The sequence below is a fragment of the Bradyrhizobium sp. SZCCHNR2028 genome, from assembly GCF_032380995.1.
Classification (GTDB): domain Bacteria; phylum Pseudomonadota; class Alphaproteobacteria; order Rhizobiales; family Xanthobacteraceae; genus Bradyrhizobium.
Window position 1 is genome coordinate 1 of sequence record NZ_JAUHJF010000009.1, and the last position, 16,178, is coordinate 16,178.

Sequence of the window (16,178 nt, forward strand, 5' to 3'; positions counted from 1 at the left end):
CCCGCCTGCGAGAAAAAATGCAGGCGGCAGGTACCACAGGTGCAGCCGAGAACGCCCGGCCTTCCCTGCGCGATGGTCTTCACGCTTACTTCGTGGTCTCCTCGGGGACCGGCTGATTGACCCCGTCGCCCGCGCGAGGGCAACGCCCTCGTCGCGCGCTTGACCTCGGCACCGGGAGGCCAGGACGACACGACTTCACGTCCGCGCCACGCCGTTCGTCCGCGCATCACAGGGACACGCTGCGGCATGATCGCGGCCACCGCTCCCCGCCCCGCGTGTCGTGACGATCGCGCGCAACGCCCCTCAGCTTGGGACGGGATGGCGAGAGAGAACCACGATTTCTGATAAATAGCAAGATATTTCTCTTTATGCGAACTTTGAGTCGCCATATTGCCTTTGGGATAAAGTGGCAGAAATCTGATTCTGATCAGACGCCCTACGCCAAGAGGAAACACCATTTCAAGGATTGTCACATGGCTTGGATACCCGGATGGGATTCGATTGAAAGTGCCGGATGGTGGAGCGGATTCTATTTTTGGCTCAGCATCGTATCACTGATTGGACTCGGCGCCTTCGAAGTTGCCTCCCATCGCTATGGGGAGCGGCGCGATGAACTAGCCGAGAAGCAGCACATCGCCGAAAAATTAGCTCACGACACGGAGATAGCACGCCTCAATCTTGAAACTGCCCGAGTGCAGGAGAGAGCGTCTACTGCAGAACTTGATCTAGCTAAATTGAAGCTGACTGCCGCCCGAGTACTAACGCCAGCTCAGCAAGAAGAATTGCGACTAGCACTAGCATCGTTCGGCCCGATAGATGCGGCGGTGGGAGTACCAATCAGAGAGCAAGCAAATCCCGAGATAAAGCCGTTTGCAGAACAAATTGCGCTGCTCTTGCAGTCAGCCGGGTGGGGAAATGGAGTGCTATATTCTGTGCAACAAGAAACCCCTGTTGGGGTCGTAGTCATCCCCTCACTAGCTGAGAATCAGCGCGCATCAGATAGTATCGACCTGCTGCTTAAAGCGCTGGGCACCATAGAAATTGCGGCGAGTAAGGGTCGACCAACCGGCCAGACCGGCTGGGGAATTGAGCCAAGTGTACGAATTCTCATCGGTAGAAAATTGTAAGATAGGCGATTGCTCCTCTGTGTTTGAAAAAGTCATCTCAATTGGAAGCGGCTCGGCTCCAACCCAGCTCTTTGAAAATCTTCTATGCTATGGTCGGCACGCCAACGGAAAAAGGCGGAAGGCCATTGGGACGGTATCGAACCAAATTCGGCAAGTTCTTTTGGACGTAAGGATCCGACTCTTTCGATACCACCCACTTTCGTGCAGCGTCCATTATGCTTTCACAAAAGCGAAGAACATCCAGTTGGAGTAGATCGCCGGAAAGACGCAGTTCCTTAGCGTCGACGCCACCCAAAATTACCCCTTCAGCCACATGCACAACGACGTCATGAGCCTTGAATCGGGAGTCCGGCCCCAAGAACATTATCCGATCAAATTTAGACTTGGGATGTTCAAAATGCCCTTGATGCAACACCCCACCGCGAATGCGGTACAGATCCTCTCCGTCCAGATTCTTGAAGCGACCCGCAATGTTCCTCTCGCACCAGCCGACGTACTTATCCTTTGTAGCCCAAATCGGCTTCTCTGGGTCGCACTCCAGACAGGCACAAATATCCGGCACCGACAAAGCGACGGCTATCGCCAAATAATAAAGCTTTGCGTCAAGCGCCTTCGATATCTCCGCGAGAATAGCATCCAATTCCGGTGGCGTCGATGTCATAAGCCAACACCAAGAACGACCCGACGTGATCCACCGCCGCTTCAGCACGACCACCTCTAGTTTAGCATTTCTACAATTGCACAATTATTACGTTCGGTCCAGCGCCACCCTGCTGTCGATGATTCCAAGAGTGGCATTCCGGCAGTGCCAATGCCAATGCGCCGAGCTCAGCTTCGGAAGTGAACGACTGACAACATCCCATTCAGCGTGGCTTCAAAACCCGCGCTGTAGAACATCACCACACTTCCCAATGGAGGGGACCATGGTTTCGCTGAAGACATCTCTCGCCGGCGGCGTTGCCGCGCTCGCCGTGACCGCCACCCTGCTCGCCGGCGCGGCGCCGGCTCAGGCGCATGACGGCCGCAACGCCGCGCTGTTCGGCGGCCTGGTCGCCGGCGCTCTCATCGGCGGCGCGCTGGCGGCGGCGTCGGAAGCGCAAGCCTATGAGCCTGCGCCGGTCTACCGGTCCCACTACCGCGACGCTGCGTATGACGGCTACGGCTACGAGCGTCACCGTTACATGCCGGTCTACCGCGACCGCAATTGCGACCACGGCGGCTATGGCCGGGCGGGCTGGGACGACGAGGATTAGTCGTAGCTCTTTCCGGAATACGGGCGCCCTGGTTATCTTGCTAACGCCGGGGCGTCCGGACGGCTTCGCCCCAACCTCCGCCGTCGTCCCGGGCAAGCCTGGACAACGCGACAGCGTTGGCCGGGCGCCGACCCGGGACCCATAGCCACCGGCCTCGGTTTGGCGACGACTGGTCGCCGTTCGAGCGTCTCCCGATGGATCACGCGGTATGGGTCCCGGGTCGGCGCCGCGACGGCGCTCCGCGCCGCCGAGGCTTGCCCGGGACGACGGCCGGAGTTTGTCGCCAACAGCACGGCCTACAGCACCACGTGAACGTCGACGATGACGCGGTCCGCGTGGCGGGCGGCGGAGCCGATGAAGATGTGCTGCATCAGCCAGCGGTACGTCTCGTGGCCGGTCTCGAAACGCGGGTGGGTGCGGAAGTAGATCAGCTTGGGGTCGACGGGCTCGCCGCGCTTGAGCTTCTGCAGGAGGTCGACGGGCCCGAAGCGGATGCCGCGGTTCTCGACATAGATGGTGGCGCCGTCGTCGGTCTCGAAGGCGTACTTCGCTTCGAGGTCGATCAGCTCGTTGGGACGGATGATCTGGAAGTCGGCGCCGAAGTTGCAGATTGTGCCGCTGATGCCTTCACCATCCAGGCCCGGCCCCTTCACCTCGCCGCCATGGATCGGGATGATCCGGCGCACGCCGATGCCGGTCTCGCCGGCGGAGGTCACCTCGCCGATCATGACGGTGAGGGTGAAGACGTAGCGGGTATCGAGGATGGGCGTCGTCATCAGCGGTTCATCATCTGTTGCGGCAGCCAGGTGGCGAGCAGCGGAAAGGCGATCAGGATCACCAGCCGGATCAGGTCGGTCGCGACGAACGGCAGCACGCCCTTGAAGATCGTCGAGAACGACACGTCCTTGACCACGCTCTTGATGACGAAGACGTTCATGCCGACCGGCGGATGGATCAGGCCGAGCTCGACCGTCATCACGATGATGACGCCGAACCAGATCGGATCGAAGCCGAGATGGGAGATGACCGGGAAGATGATCGGCACGGTCAGGATGATCATCGCCATCGCGTCCATCAGGCAGCCGAGGACCAGATACATCACCATGATCAGCGCCAGCACCCCATAGGGCCCGAGGCCGAGGCCGGTGAGGAATTCGGTCACCTTCTGCGGCGTCTGCGTCACCGTCAGGAAGTAGCCGAAGATCAAGGCGCCGATCAGCACGGTGAACACGGCCGCCGCGGTGCGCGTGGCCTGCAGCAGCGAGGCCAGGATCTTGTCCTTGTTCAGCCGTCCCGTAAACACGCCGATCAGGAACGCGCCGGTGGCGCCGACACCGCCGGCCTCGGTCGGCGTGAAGCGCGGCAAGAACGGAAGACCATAGAGACCGCCGATCACGAACAGGAACAGCAGCATCGGCGCCCAGATGCCCTTGAGGCCCTTGATACGCTCGCTCCAGGGCAGCGCCTCGCCCTTGGGCAGGAAATCCGGCCGGACGCGGCCGATCACCGTGATGGTGATCATGTACATGGTCATGGCGAGCAGGCCGGGGATGATGCCGGCGATGAACAGCTTGCCGATGTCCTGCTCGGTGATGATGCCGTAGACGGCGAGCACGGTGGAGGGCGGCAGCATGGCGCCGAGCGTGCCGCCGGCGGCGATGACGCCGGTGGCGAAGGATTGCGGATAGCCGAAGCGGCGCATCTCCGGATAGGCCACGGCCGAGAACGTCGCGGCGGTCGCCACCGACGAGCCGCAGATCGCGGCGAAGCCGCCGCAGGCCGCGACCGTGGCGATGCCGAGCCCGCCGCGCAGATGGCCGACGAAGCCGTTGGCGGCACGGAACAGCTCGCGGCTCATGCCGGAGTTGGACACGAACGTCCCCATCAGCAGGAACATCGGGATCACGCCGAACGTGTAGTCCGTGACCGTGCGCATCGAGGTCTGGCCGACCAGCTTCAACGCGGCCGTGCCGTTGACGAGATAGGCGAAGCCCGACACGCCGACGAGCCCCATCGCCATGCCCACCGGCACGCGCAGCAGCATCAGCGCAAACAGCGCAACGAAGCCGATGACGGCAACCGCATCCGTGCTCATGCGGCGCTACTCCGTGGGCTTGACTTGAGGGTCATGAATCTCCTCGGGGTGGAAAATCAGGCGATAGGTCCGGATGGCGATCAGCAGCACCGCCGAAACGTCGCCGATCCAGGCGATGGCGAAGAACGGCCAGGTCGGCATGTGCAGATCGAAGGTGAGGACGTTGTCCTCATAGGTGCCGCGCACCTTGTCGAACAGGGTCCAGGTCTGCACCGTGACGACGAACAGCAGCACCAGCGTTGCGAAGATGTCGATCCAGCGCTGGTAGCGCGGGCCGACATTGCCCCAGATCAGATCCACGGTGATGTGGGTGCCGCGGTATGATGTCGCGGCGATGCCCCAGAAGATCAGGATGCCGAGCAGCATCCGCCCGATGTCGAAGGAATCGGGGATCGAATAGTTCAGCGTGTTGCGGAGCAGCACCGACAAGAAGATGTCGAGCGCGACGATGCCGACGAAGAACGCGGCGATCCACTCGATCCCGTCGATGATCCGGTCCATGAAGGCGCGCTGCATGGCGTCCCCGTTTGATCTTAGTCGTAAACCTGAAGATTGAGCGCGAGCTGTTGCTCAGCAGGCGGTGGGCCCCCTCGCCCCGCTCTTGTCCGCCGTAGCTCGAAGAGCGAAGGCGGATGCGGGGAGAGGGTTGGGGTGAGGCAAGCGGGGCGCGGTGGATCGGAGCGCGCGTCGAGGGCGCGCCTGTTGCCGCATCCATCGGAATGAGGCGGGAGGCGCGGCATCTGCGATGATCGCGACCGCTACTGCGCCAGCGCCTTGTACTTGGCGAGCGAGGCCTTCAGCTCGGTCATGGCGGCCTCGGCGTCGACGCCGGTCTTCTTGACGCCATCGGCCCAGGTCTTGAACAGCGGCTCGGAGGCCTTTTTCCACAAGGCGGTCTGCTCCGGCGACAGCTTGTAGACCTCCTGGCCGGACTCGGCCTTGATCTTGTCGACGCCGGCGTCCTCGAACTTGCCCCAGGGCTCGCCGACCCGGCCGGCAGCTTCGGTGTTGCAATTGTCGTCGATCGCCTTCTTCTGCATCGCCGACATCTGGTTGTACTTGTCCTTGTTCATGACGAAGACGAAGGTTGTCACGTAGAACGGCGCATCCATGTGGTACTTCGTGACCTTGTCGACGCCGAACAGCACCAGCGAGCCCGCCGGAAAGGTGACGCCATCAGCGACGCCGCGCTCGATGATGTCGCGCACTTCCGGTGCCGACGACTGCACATTGGTGCCGCCGAGCAGGGTGACGAAATTGGCGATCGTCGCATCGGCCGGGCGGATCTTCATGCCCTTGACGTCCTCGGGCACGACGACCTTCTTGGTGCGGGTGTGGAAAGCCGACGGCGTGTGGACGAAGGCGAGGCAGTACTTGACGTCCTTCATCTCCTTCTCGGCATATTTGCGATACCACGCGTCCAAACCTTCCGAGCCCCCCTTGGCGTCGGAAATCAGGAACGGCAACTCGCCGGCGCCGATGATCGGGAAACGGCCGGGCTGATAGCCGGGATTCACATAAGTGACATCGGCGATGCCGTCGCGCGCCATGTCGTAATGGTCGAAGGCCTTGCCGAGCTGCTGGGCCGGGAACACCTTGCCCTTGATGGTGCCACCCGAGGCCTTTTCGACCGACGCGGCCCAGTCCTCCAGCGCCTTCTGCAGCGGATGGCTCGCCGGCACCCAGTGCGAGATCTTCAATTCGAATGTCTTGTCCTGCGCGAGCGCGGGGGTCACACCGGCGGCCAGAGCCAACGCCAGAAGCGTCTTCCTCATCGGGATCGTCTCCTCCATCACTGGGCCTTCGAGGGCCCTTTGCTTCATTGTTATAGCATATAAGCATCATTGCAAGCACGGCGGCAGGTTGGCCACCAGTGCACGCGCCAAGCGGAGCCTATAGCGCCCGCCAGCGCAAGTCTGGCAGACGAAAGTTGCAGGCACATGGCCATTTCATTAACACGTTAAGGATCTCGCCTGCACCCGAAATTGCACGGCGGGAGCATCGCACCACGAAATTGCCGCAGGGCCGCACCGGACGCCCTGCGACATCGCGCGCGGCCCATCCCGTGCATCCGATGCGCAACGTGTCAAACGCCCGCGCAAAAGACGTTTGAAACTTTGTAGGCGGTGCAAAATCCGCGCTGATGTCGTTGACTGCGGACATCGCCAGCAACGATCGAGACACGCATGAGCAGCGTCCCCGCCGGATTCGAACCGCATTTCCGCAAGAGCCCGTTCACCGATCCCTGGGAGCCGCTCTACGCCAAGAAAACCGACAAGGCCGTCATCCTCGGCCTGCGGCTCGCCACGCCGCACACCAATTCGCGCGGGCTGATCCATGGCGGGCTGATCGCATCGCTGGCCGACAATGCGATGGGCTATAGCTGCGCCCAGGCGCTGGGCTGGGAGGCGTCGCTGGTGACGATCAACCTCGCGGTGGACTACATCGGCAGCGCCAGGACCGGGCAGTGGCTCAGCGTCGAGAGCGACGTCATCAAGAGCGGGCGCACCGTCTGCTTCGTGCAGAGCCTGGTGCTGGCCGATGACGCCGTGATCGCGCGTGCGAACGCGACCTTTCGCGTGGTGCCGAAGAAGGAGTGACCGAAACCGCCGGTCTTTCGCATCAAGACGAGTGTCGCACCAAGGTCGGCGCAATCGCATCCACTCGTCACTCCGGGGCAATCGGCAACGCGCATCTGCGCGTTGTCGATTGAACCCGGAATCTCGAGATGATGAAGAACAGAGGCAAGACAACATCGGGATTCCGGGTTCAAGGCCTTCGGCCTTGCCCCGGAATGACGGGGTGTGGCGTTGTAGTCGCTTTCAGCCGAAGCGCCAGTCGCAGGTTGCGGTGATCAGGTCGATGAAGGCGCGCACTTTGGCGGAGAGGAGGCGGGAGCTCGGGAACACGATGTGGATGGGGAGCGGCGGCGGCTCGTATTTCGCCAGCACCCGCTTGAGGCGGCCGCCGCGCAGCATGTCCGCTGCCTGATAGGCCATCACCCGTGTCACGCCGCCGCCCGCCTCGGCATATTGGATCGCGGCGTCGGCATTGTTGGTGACAAGCCGCGGGCTGACCGCAATCCGCAGCTCCCTGCCCTCCTTGACGAAGCGCCATTCGTCGGACGGGCCGAACTGGATGGTCTGGTGCTTCGTCAGCGCCTCGGGCGTCCGCGGCTCACCATGGACCTTGAAGTAGGCGGGAGCGCCGACCACGATCCGGCGCATGCTGCCGACCTGGCGGGCCACGAGCGACGAATCGCCGAGATGGCCGATACGAACGGCACAATCGACGCCGTCCTCCACCAGATTGATCTGGCGGTCCTCGAGGCGCAGCTCGGCCGCGACCTCGGCATAGCGGCTCAGATACGCGGCCATGACCGGACCGACATGGAGCCGGCCGAAGCCGACGGGCGCCGAGACCACCAACCGCCCCACCGGCTGCAGGCGCTCGCTCTCCGCGGCGCGCTCCGCCTCCGCCAGATCGGCCAGGATGCGGCTGGCGCGTTCGAGATAGCGTCGTCCGGAATCGGTCAGCGTCACCGAGCGCGTCGTCCGCTGCAGCAGGCGGACGCCAAGATGCGATTCGAGCGCGGCGACCAAACGGGTGACCGCCGATGGTGACAACTTGAGCCGGCGCGCCGCCGGCGCGAAGCCGTTCAGCTCGGCGACGGTGACGAAAGCCTGCATGGCATCAATGCGGTCCATGGGATTATTGCAGCATCTGCAACGATCCAATGTCAACTGGCCAGATTATTTCCCGTGGGGATTGGGACCATATTGGCGTCACGGCGGCAGTCACTGCCGCAGCGACAAGGAGTCATTGCGATGACCCAGACATCCATCGAGGCACCGGGCGATGTCATGTTCTCACCCGCCGCGAAGGCGATCCAGGCGCGCAAAGGGTCGCGCGACAGCTACGCGCATGTGGAGCAGAGCCGCGGCTTTCGCCACGCGGTCGACGCCGATCTCGCCGGCCGCCTCGCCGAGGCCACGAGCTTCTATCTCGCGACCGCCTCGGCCGACGGCCAGCCCTACATCCAGCATCGCGGCGGACCGAAGGGCTTTCTCAAGGTGCTGGACAGCCATACGCTGGCGTTCGCCGACTTCAGCGGCAATCGGCAATACATCACGCAGGGCAATCTGTCGGAGAACCCGCACGCCTACATCTTCATCATGGACTACGCGCATCGCCGCCGGGTGAAGATCTGGGGGACGGCGCGGGTGGTGGAGGACGATGCCGCGCTGACGGCCTCGCTGATGCCGGGAGGCTACAAGGCGCGGCCCGAGCAGGTCATCCTGTTCACGATCAGCGCGTGGGACACCAACTGCCCCCAGCACATCCCGCAGAAGTTCGACGCGGCCGACGTCGCGGAAGCGCTGGCGGTTCGCGATGCTCGCATCGCGGAGCTCGAGGCCGAGCTCGCGAAGTTGAAGGGCGAGAGCAAGCCCTCCGCCTAGGTCCTGCGCGCTGCGGGCCGCGCCTTTGGCTTGTTAGTCATTCCGGGGCAATCGTCAGTGCGCAGCGGCGCACTGGCGATTGAACCCGGAATCTCGAGATTGTTAACAACGAACGCAAGACGACATCGAGATTCCGGGTTCAGGGCCTGCGGCCTTGCCCCGGAATGACGGTGAGTCGGACTCGACTGATCAGCTCACGCCGCCTCGGCTGCCCCGACCCACTCGAACTCGGGGTAATACTGCGCCATCATCCGGTCGGCATAGGCGACGAGGTTGGCAAAGCCTTCGGTGCGCCGGCGCAGCTCGGATTCGAAGAACGGGGTGAGAATGCCGGCGATGACGGCGAACGCCGTCGCATCGGTGCCGCACGGACGGTCGCCCATCAGATAGGGCCGGTCGCCGAGCTGCACCGACAGCGCGCGCAGCGAGCGCGCTGCGAGATCGACGTCCTCGTCCGGCGCATGGCGGCCGAGCCCGGAGATCAGGTAGTTCTCGGCGACGCGAAACTGCGCGTCCTCGCGCAGCTTCTCGCGCTTGTCGGCCGGCACGCCGTCGAAGAAATGCGCCGGCCCCTTGGCGAAGTTGACCGGATCGACCCAGCGCGCTCCGACCAGCGCGAAATACAGGTGATGCTCGATCATGCGCTCGAACCCCCAGGCCTGCGCCCGCGCGCGCACGTCGAGTCCATGATCGAAGTCGAAGCCATATTTGCGCTCGACATGGGCGCGGATGAAGGTCGAATCGGCAATCAGCTCGCCGCCGTCGTCGATGAAGGGCAGTTGCCCCTTCGGTGACGCCGGCGGCATCGCCCGCTGCTTCCGAAAAGCGAGGCCCGCCATCTTCAATTGCACCTCCGTCTTGGTGACGAAGGGGCTGATCTCCGGCAGGCCGAAGCCCGCGCCCAAACCGAACAATGTGATCATGACAGCACTCCCGACTTCCTGAGCAGACGCCGGACGCTACGAGCATGCTGCTGCCACCATGGTGTCAGCAGCGGCAGTAGCGTGGTGGCAAGGCCAAGGCCATAAAACATCATCATCGACATCACCCCTTCAATCTCGTTGTTGACCCGGTATAAAGGCGGGCTGCTGCCAGCATCCTGTCAGCATCGGCGGGGGTGCTCGCCCATGCAGGACACACCATGAGACGCGCCGACCGGCTATTCCAGATCATCCAGGTGCTGAGACGCACGCGCCGCCCCTTGACGGCGGATGCGATCGCGGCCGAGCTCGAGACCTCGAAGCGCACGATCTATCGCGACATCGCCACCCTGATCGGCCAGCGCGTGCCGATCCGCGGCGAGGCCGGCATGGGCTACATCCTGGAGAAAGGTTTCGATCTGCCGCCCTTGATGCTGACGCCGGACGAGATCGAGGCGGCGGTGCTCGGGGCGCAATGGGTCGCGGTCAATGCCGACCCGGTGCTGGCGCGCGCGGCGGAGGACCTGATGGCCAAGATCGCCGACACCGTGCCGGAGCGGCTGCGGCCGTTCGTGCTGGAGCCGGCGAGTCGCGCCCCGCGGCCGTGGATGCGCGAGCCGGACCACATCGACATGGCGCGCACACGCTCGCAGATCCACGAGGGCCGCAAGATCAGGTTGCGCTATCGCGACGAGCAGGGCCGCGACAGCGAGCGCGTGATCTGGCCGATCGCAATCGGCTATCATGACGCCGTCCGCATCCTCGCCGCCTGGTGCGAGCTGCGCCACGACTTCCGCAGCTTCAGGACCGACCGTGTCGTCGAGGCGGACTATCTCGACGACAAATATCCGGAAAGGCGCGAGGCGCTGCGCGCCAAATGGCGGCGCAGCCTGGTGTGGGAGGTTCCCAAGGATGTCTGAACCGATGCCCGATGACCTTGACGTCAGCCCCTGTCAGAGCTGCGGCGCGTGCTGCGCCTATTCGTCGAACTGGCCGCGCTTCACCATCGAGGAAGATGCCGCGCTCGACCTCATCCCGGCGGAACTGGTCAACGAGCGGCTGTCGGGCATGCGCTGCGACGGCGACCGCTGCTGCGCGCTCGATGGCGAAATCGCGCGTTCCGTCGCGTGCCGGATCTACGCGATCCGCCCCGAGGTGTGCCGGACCTGCATGCCCGGTGACGCCGAATGCGCGATGGCCCGACGCAAGTTCGGGCTGCAAGTGCTCGCCTGAGCCAGAGGCGAGGAAGACGGGAAGTCAGGCCATGACCGGCTCGGGGCTGTCGTCGAGATCGTCCTCGAACGGCTTCATCACCGAGAGCGGCTTGGTCGACAGCGAGATCGGCTTGCGGCTCGAGGTCGTGCTGGCCGGACCCGCCCGGCCCCCGCGGGATTGCGCATACAGCGCCGATCCGACCCGGCCGCCGAACTGCGACAGGTCCTGCTCGCTGCAGGTGGATGCAATCGCAAGCGCCAGCGGGTGAAGATGCGTACGCCTGTAGCAGAACAGCGCCAGCATGGCCCTCACATCGGCGGACACGCTCTCGACCAGCGCGGGCAGCCCGTTGGCGTCGGCACGGTAGAGCTCGCCGAGCAGCTCGTCGCCGACCGGGCACGAATCGCTCTCGAACGCATCGCGGCTTTGAAGCATCGGTTTGATTGCCATGCCGCGACGATGCAGCGCGAATCGCTAACGGTCGGTTAACCAAACCGAACGGTCGTCCCACCCCCGGCTTGACACGGGGGCTGCCGCGGCCGGTGCGCCGAGACGCGCCGTGGCCGGGCTCAGCCGTTCGCGGCCATGAAGATCGAGAGCCCGAAGCCGGTGAGGTGATGCAGCGCCTGATCGACGCCGATCAGGGTCCAGAACCAGGGGTGCTCGGTATTCATGCCGAACCGCGACGAGCAGATGCCCTTCAGGCGATCGATGGTGATGTGAATGGCGAAGTCGATCACGGCGACGAACCAGAATCTCGGCGCGACGATCAGGATCAGGACCATGGCGACGGCGAGATGGATCAGGCAGTGCACCAACAGCGGCAGCGCCCAGCCCTTCCGCTGGTCCTTGCCATAGGCCATCCAGGCGTTCTGCAGCACGAAGTCGCCAATGATGTGCTTGAAGGTCAGCAGCAGCATCCAGCCGACCAGCGCACCAACCGGAACCTGCGACGACAAAGAGGGAAAAGACAAAGCTGACGCTCTCGCTACGACTGACCCTTGGAACCCAACCTTGGACGCACGGGGAACTGGAGGCGTTCAGCGCAATCTGATGAGAATACCCGGCCAATTCGACGCGTATGCGACGCTTATGACATCTCCGGTAGCGAATTGCACGCGAAAGGGAACTTCAAATCGCACCCTGCTACCCTTCGCGGCAATCCCGCCGGGGGTAAGGTTACCCACGCCGCGGCAACCGTCGCTGCGGCGGCGTCATTCCGCGGCGTTGGCCTTCGGCACTGAGAGCGCCCTCGCCCGGATCTGCGCGATGGTCCGCTTCAGCGCCCCCTGTCCCGGCTCTGCCAGCGCAACGGCGCGCGCCTCGGCGATGGCGGAGGCAAGATCCGAGATCGGCAGGACGCCATCGAAGGTGGGCTTGGCCAGGCCATCGATGATGGCATGCCAATCGGCGAGACCCTGCCGGTAGCCGTCGCCCTGCCCCTGGATCATGGTCGCCGTCGCGATCACGGCGGGCGCCGCCGCAGGCTGCTTGTCCAGCGCGCGCGCGATCATGTGCAGCCACCGCTCGGCCCAGGCGCGCTCCTCGCCATAGCGCACCGACTGCAGCCGCCAGCGCCGCAGGCCGGCCATCAGCTTGAGGCGGCGAACGGCGAGCCGCGATCGGACCGAAAAGCGGACCTTGACCCGGCGCCGACCCAGCCAGCCGATCTGCTCGAAGACTGCCAGCAACGATTCCGCCACGGCTTGCGGCAGCGCACCGATCAGCTCGTCGAGGCGGAACCTCCTGACGTCGTCGCTCTCGCGCCCCCCCGGGCGCCGCCCCATGTCGAGGCTGATCAATCTGAGCTGGGCGATCCGGATCGGATCCTCATAGGCCATGCGGGCGGCCAGCAGCTGCGCAATCTCGGACAGCATGCCGGCATCGACGTTCGATCTGCGCACGAACCGCTTGATGCGATCGACATAGAGCTGCGCGTAGCTCGCGCCCTGATACTCCATCAGCAGATGGATGCCATCGCTCACCGCCGGCACGGCGGCGTCAGGAAGGCCCTGAGGCAGAAAAGGCGGCTCGCCATCGTCGCCGCCGATGACGTCGGCGAAGAGATATCGCAGCGAGGACCGGACGCTTTTCACTGGGCTTCAGGCTCCCGGATCACGCCGGCTTGGCGACGGGCGCCGGCGCGGTGGTCTGTTGCGCCAGACGCCGCTCGAGCGTTTCGATGTTCTGGAACAGCCGGGCGCTGGCGAGGCGCAGGAAGTAGAAGGCGAAGGCGGGGTTCTGGACGTAGAGCTGCTCGACCTGGTCGTAGGAGACCGACAGGATCAGGCCGCCCTCGACGCATTCCAGTGTCTGCGTGCGCGTATTGGACGGCGAGATCATGCCGAACTCGCCGACGATCGCACCGACCGGCAGCTCGATACCGGATTCGACCAGGCGGAAGCGGCCGCTGACGATGTAGTACATGCTGTCGGCCTTCTCGTCCTTGTAGAACAGCACCTCGCCGGGACCGCATTTGCGCTCGGTCATGAACGGCTTCAGCCATTCCATGGAGAGGTCGCTGTTGACCGACTGCTTCACGTCGCGGACCAGCTGCAGCATCTGGTGGAGCCGGTAGCTGTTGAGCGGCAGCAGCACCCCGTGCAGGATCAGGACCGGATAGTTGTGCATCGGCACCGCAGTCGCGATCAGGACGATGTTGGTGAGGATGGCGAAAACCCGCAGCGGAATCATCGTCCGCATCGACAGCGTGGCGACCACGAAGATCGAGGCGAAGAGGCTGCCGGCGGCGCCCGCATGTTCGACCAGGTGTGAGGTATCCATCGGGATCAACCAGACTCTTGGGACGCGGGAGGGCGGACGCTCGGTTCCGGCCTCCTTTTGCCTAATTTAGCGTGTCCATGCCGACCTCTGATATACGGCGATCAGACGACGTTTGAACCGGTATTTGAGCCGGCACGGAAAAATTCCCCGCTCGAAGTAGAACGGCTGGACCTGCCGGATGACGCTGCCCAACCGACCGACCCGCATCGTTGACGGGATTTCCCCGATCGGGGCACCTTGACGCCGCCGCGATCTCCTGCGGCTCTGAGACCAGCGACTGACGCCCGCCGCCCATGACCAAACCGCAGCCCCCTGCCCTGGCGGCATTCGTCACCGCGTTGGCCGGACGCAACATGACCGGAGCGGCCCATGTGGCCGTGGCGCTCGGCATGAGCGCCATGGTGCTGTTGACGATGGACCCGGCCTACGAGGCTGGGCGGCGCTGGATCATCGCCCTGCCGTGGGGATGCCTTGTCTTTTTCGTCGTCGAATGGGCCGTTCGGGTTCAGCAGGCGGCGCGGGCGCATCGCGCCGCCGCGTACCTGATGTCGGGCCGGGGGCTGCTGGACACGCTCTCCGCCCTTGCCGTTCCGATCGCGCTGGCCTCGGGCATGGAGGTACGCACCGCGTGGCTGCTGGCGGTCATCTGGGTGCTCAAGGTGATCCCCGGCGTCCCGGGCCTACGCCAACTCCGCCGGGTGCTCGTGGTCGAAGCACGCCCGCTGCTGTCGGTGCTGGTGCTGTTCCTGCTGGTGCTGTTTCTCGGATCGGTCGCCGAATACGCGCTCGAGCACGACGAGCAGCCGGCCACCTTCGGCACCATCCCGTCCGCGCTGTGGTGGGCCGTCGCGACCCTCACCACCACGGGCTATGGCGACGTGGTGCCGATCACGCCGCTCGGGCGAGTGGTCGCCGCCACGGTGGTGATCTCCGGCCTCGGCGTCTTCGGCCTGTGGACCGGCATCCTGGCCACCGGCTTCGCCGCGGAAACCCGGCGCGACAACTTTCTGAAGACCTGGGAATCGGTCAGCAGGGTACCGTTCTTCGCCAGCCTCGGGCCCTCCACGATCGCCGACGTTGCGCAGATGCTGCGCGCCATCGACCTGCCGCCGCGCGCCACCGTGATCCGCAAGGGCGAGCCGGGCGACTGCATGTATTTCATCGCCTCCGGCGAGGTCGAGGTCGACCTTCCCGGCAAGAAGGTCCGGCTCGGCGAGGGCGCGTTCTTCGGCGAGATGGCGCTGCTCGGGAACAACCTGCGCTCGGCCGACATCAGCACGACCGGGCCGTCGAAGCTGCTGGTCCTCGACCTCGTCGATTTCCGCGTGCTGATGGCACGCCACCCCGATCTGGCGCAGAGCATCGATGCCGAGGCCAAGCGCCGAACCATGGAGAACAGGACATGACGACCGGACGGACCACCCAGGCCGATGACGCGCCGAGCAAGCCGCTCCTGACCATCGACGGCGCCCGCGCCACCATTCGGCTCAACCGTCCGCGCCATCTCAACCGGCTGCAGCCGGAGGATCTCGGCGCGCTGCTGGCGCTGTTCGACCAGGTCGAGGCCGACCCCGCCTTGCGCGTGCTGGTCTTGACCGGCACCGGACGCGCCTTCAGCGCCGGCTTCGACCTTGGCGCCATCGGCGCAACGCCGGCGGATACGGCCGAGGCTTCCAGCCCGGCATTCGAAGAGGTCGTCGACCGGCTGGAGGACCTCGCTCTGCCAACGATCTGCCGGCTCAACGGCGGGGTCTACGGGGGTTCGACCGATCTGGCGCTGGCCTGCGATTTCCGGATCGGGGTCGATACGAGCGAGATGTTCATGCCGGCGGCGCGGCTCGGGCTGCACTACTACCCCAACGGCATCAAGCGCTACGTGTCCCGTCTCGGCATCGACAATGCGAAGCGTCTGTTCCTGACGGCGGAGAAGATCAACGCGGCTGAAATGCTGCGCATCGGCTATCTCACGGGCTTGGTGGCGGCCGATGCGCTCGATGCGGAGGTCGACCGGCTGGCGGCCATTCTGGCCGGCAATGCTCCGTCGGCCATGCGCGGCATGAAGCGCGCCATCAACGAATTTGCCCGCGGAGCCCTCGACGATGCGGCCGCTCGCCGCAGGCATCAGGACAGCATGAGTGGAGCCGAGATCCGCGAAGGCATGAAATCGTTTGCAGAGAAGAGAATGCCAAGATTCTGAGCGCAGCTGCGCTCCGAACTGATAAATTTTGCATGCAAACGTCTGTATCCAGCCGGTGTTCTGACACACGCTCAACGAACTATCGACCTAAACCTCCAATTTGCGGTTGACAGCTTTTTGTCCGTGG

At 64.3% G+C, this 16,178-nt stretch carries 19 protein-coding genes; 8 read left to right on the forward strand and 11 right to left on the reverse strand.

The genetic code is table 11. The features are described from left to right. Positions 1 to 473 precede the first annotated feature (473 nt). Positions 474 to 1,127 carry a hypothetical protein gene (locus tag QX121_RS16240; protein ID WP_315812475.1) on the forward strand — a complete coding sequence of 218 codons (654 nt, stop codon included), beginning with the start codon at positions 474 to 476 and terminating at the stop codon, positions 1,125 to 1,127. 82 nt (positions 1,128 to 1,209) lie between these two features. On the opposite strand, the gene QX121_RS16245 is transcribed toward QX121_RS16240, so the two are convergent. Continuing rightward, the gene (locus QX121_RS16245; RefSeq protein ID WP_315812476.1) at positions 1,210 to 1,788 is read right to left on the reverse strand and encodes a hypothetical protein; all 579 of its coding nucleotides are present in this window, start codon (positions 1,786 to 1,788) and stop codon (positions 1,210 to 1,212) included. A 262-nt stretch (positions 1,789 to 2,050) separates the two neighbouring features. Between QX121_RS16245 and QX121_RS16250 the strand changes: the two genes are divergently transcribed. Continuing rightward, positions 2,051 to 2,380, forward strand: coding sequence for a hypothetical protein (locus QX121_RS16250; protein WP_315812477.1), 330 nt, complete (start codon positions 2,051 to 2,053; stop codon positions 2,378 to 2,380). Between the two features lie 296 nt (positions 2,381 to 2,676). Here the strand turns inward: QX121_RS16250 and QX121_RS16255 are convergent, their stop codons facing one another. The 4 genes from QX121_RS16255 to QX121_RS16270 all read right to left on the reverse strand — a co-directional run bounded on the left by QX121_RS16255 (position 2,677) and on the right by QX121_RS16270 (position 6,250). Beyond that, a complete protein-coding gene (locus QX121_RS16255) occupies positions 2,677 to 3,156 on the reverse strand; it encodes a DUF3237 domain-containing protein (protein ID WP_315812478.1) in 480 nt (159 codons plus the stop codon). After that, positions 3,156 to 4,475: a TRAP transporter permease gene (locus tag QX121_RS16260; protein WP_315734739.1), complete on the reverse strand. Its 1,320-nt coding sequence runs from the start codon at positions 4,473 to 4,475 to the stop codon at positions 3,156 to 3,158. The genes QX121_RS16255 and QX121_RS16260 overlap by 1 nt, the downstream gene beginning before the upstream one ends. Positions 4,476 to 4,481: 6 nt before the next feature. After that, positions 4,482 to 4,991, reverse strand: a complete 510-nt coding sequence (locus QX121_RS16265) for a TRAP transporter small permease (RefSeq protein ID WP_315753543.1) — start codon at positions 4,989 to 4,991, stop codon at positions 4,482 to 4,484. Positions 4,992 to 5,233: 242 nt separating this feature from the next. Next, positions 5,234 to 6,250, reverse strand: a complete 1,017-nt coding sequence (locus QX121_RS16270) for a TRAP transporter substrate-binding protein (protein WP_315812479.1) — start codon at positions 6,248 to 6,250, stop codon at positions 5,234 to 5,236. A gap of 411 nt (positions 6,251 to 6,661) precedes the next feature. Between QX121_RS16270 and QX121_RS16275 the strand changes: the two genes are divergently transcribed. Next, positions 6,662 to 7,075 (forward strand): PaaI family thioesterase, encoded by a 414-nt coding sequence (locus QX121_RS16275; RefSeq protein WP_315812480.1) that lies wholly within the window; start codon positions 6,662 to 6,664, stop codon positions 7,073 to 7,075. 222 nt (positions 7,076 to 7,297) lie between these two features. On the opposite strand, the gene QX121_RS16280 is transcribed toward QX121_RS16275, so the two are convergent. Beyond that, positions 7,298 to 8,182, reverse strand: a complete 885-nt coding sequence (locus QX121_RS16280; protein WP_315812481.1) for a LysR family transcriptional regulator — start codon at positions 8,180 to 8,182, stop codon at positions 7,298 to 7,300. A gap of 120 nt (positions 8,183 to 8,302) precedes the next feature. Between QX121_RS16280 and QX121_RS16285 the strand changes: the two genes are divergently transcribed. Further along, complete coding sequence (locus tag QX121_RS16285; protein WP_315812482.1) at positions 8,303 to 8,935, forward strand: pyridoxamine 5'-phosphate oxidase family protein; 633 nt, start codon at positions 8,303 to 8,305, stop codon at positions 8,933 to 8,935. Between the two features lie 194 nt (positions 8,936 to 9,129). On the opposite strand, the gene QX121_RS16290 is transcribed toward QX121_RS16285, so the two are convergent. Continuing rightward, a complete protein-coding gene (locus tag QX121_RS16290) occupies positions 9,130 to 9,858 on the reverse strand; it encodes a glutathione S-transferase family protein (protein WP_315812483.1) in 729 nt (242 codons plus the stop codon). Between the two features lie 218 nt (positions 9,859 to 10,076). Between QX121_RS16290 and QX121_RS16295 the strand changes: the two genes are divergently transcribed. Continuing rightward, the gene (locus QX121_RS16295) at positions 10,077 to 10,775 is read left to right on the forward strand and encodes a YafY family protein (protein ID WP_315734755.1); all 699 of its coding nucleotides are present in this window, start codon (positions 10,077 to 10,079) and stop codon (positions 10,773 to 10,775) included. Beyond that, the gene (locus QX121_RS16300) at positions 10,768 to 11,088 is read left to right on the forward strand and encodes a YkgJ family cysteine cluster protein (RefSeq protein WP_315734757.1); all 321 of its coding nucleotides are present in this window, start codon (positions 10,768 to 10,770) and stop codon (positions 11,086 to 11,088) included. The genes QX121_RS16295 and QX121_RS16300 overlap by 8 nt, the downstream gene beginning before the upstream one ends. 24 nt (positions 11,089 to 11,112) lie before the next feature. On the opposite strand, the gene QX121_RS16305 is transcribed toward QX121_RS16300, so the two are convergent. The 4 genes from QX121_RS16305 to QX121_RS16320 all read right to left on the reverse strand — a co-directional run bounded on the left by QX121_RS16305 (position 11,113) and on the right by QX121_RS16320 (position 13,854). Then, positions 11,113 to 11,505 (reverse strand): hypothetical protein, encoded by a 393-nt coding sequence (locus tag QX121_RS16305; RefSeq protein WP_315735689.1) that lies wholly within the window; start codon positions 11,503 to 11,505, stop codon positions 11,113 to 11,115. A gap of 134 nt (positions 11,506 to 11,639) precedes the next feature. Further along, positions 11,640 to 11,990: a DUF3307 domain-containing protein gene (locus QX121_RS16310; RefSeq protein ID WP_315735691.1), complete on the reverse strand. Its 351-nt coding sequence runs from the start codon at positions 11,988 to 11,990 to the stop codon at positions 11,640 to 11,642. 294 nt (positions 11,991 to 12,284) lie between these two features. Further along, positions 12,285 to 13,166, reverse strand: a complete 882-nt coding sequence (locus QX121_RS16315; RefSeq protein ID WP_315734759.1) for a DUF6537 domain-containing protein — start codon at positions 13,164 to 13,166, stop codon at positions 12,285 to 12,287. Positions 13,167 to 13,185: 19 nt separating this feature from the next. Further along, a complete protein-coding gene (locus tag QX121_RS16320; RefSeq protein ID WP_315713745.1) occupies positions 13,186 to 13,854 on the reverse strand; it encodes a cyclic nucleotide-binding domain-containing protein in 669 nt (222 codons plus the stop codon). Positions 13,855 to 14,147: 293 nt separating this feature from the next. Here QX121_RS16320 and QX121_RS16325 point away from each other — a divergent pair, with 293 nt between their 5' ends. Both QX121_RS16325 and QX121_RS16330 read left to right on the forward strand, forming a co-directional pair. After that, positions 14,148 to 15,260 (forward strand): cyclic nucleotide-gated ion channel, encoded by a 1,113-nt coding sequence (locus QX121_RS16325; protein ID WP_315812484.1) that lies wholly within the window; start codon positions 14,148 to 14,150, stop codon positions 15,258 to 15,260. Further along, positions 15,257 to 16,051 carry an enoyl-CoA hydratase/isomerase family protein gene (locus tag QX121_RS16330; RefSeq protein ID WP_315783778.1) on the forward strand — a complete coding sequence of 265 codons (795 nt, stop codon included), beginning with the start codon at positions 15,257 to 15,259 and terminating at the stop codon, positions 16,049 to 16,051. The genes QX121_RS16325 and QX121_RS16330 overlap by 4 nt, the downstream gene beginning before the upstream one ends. Positions 16,052 to 16,178 lie beyond the last annotated feature (127 nt).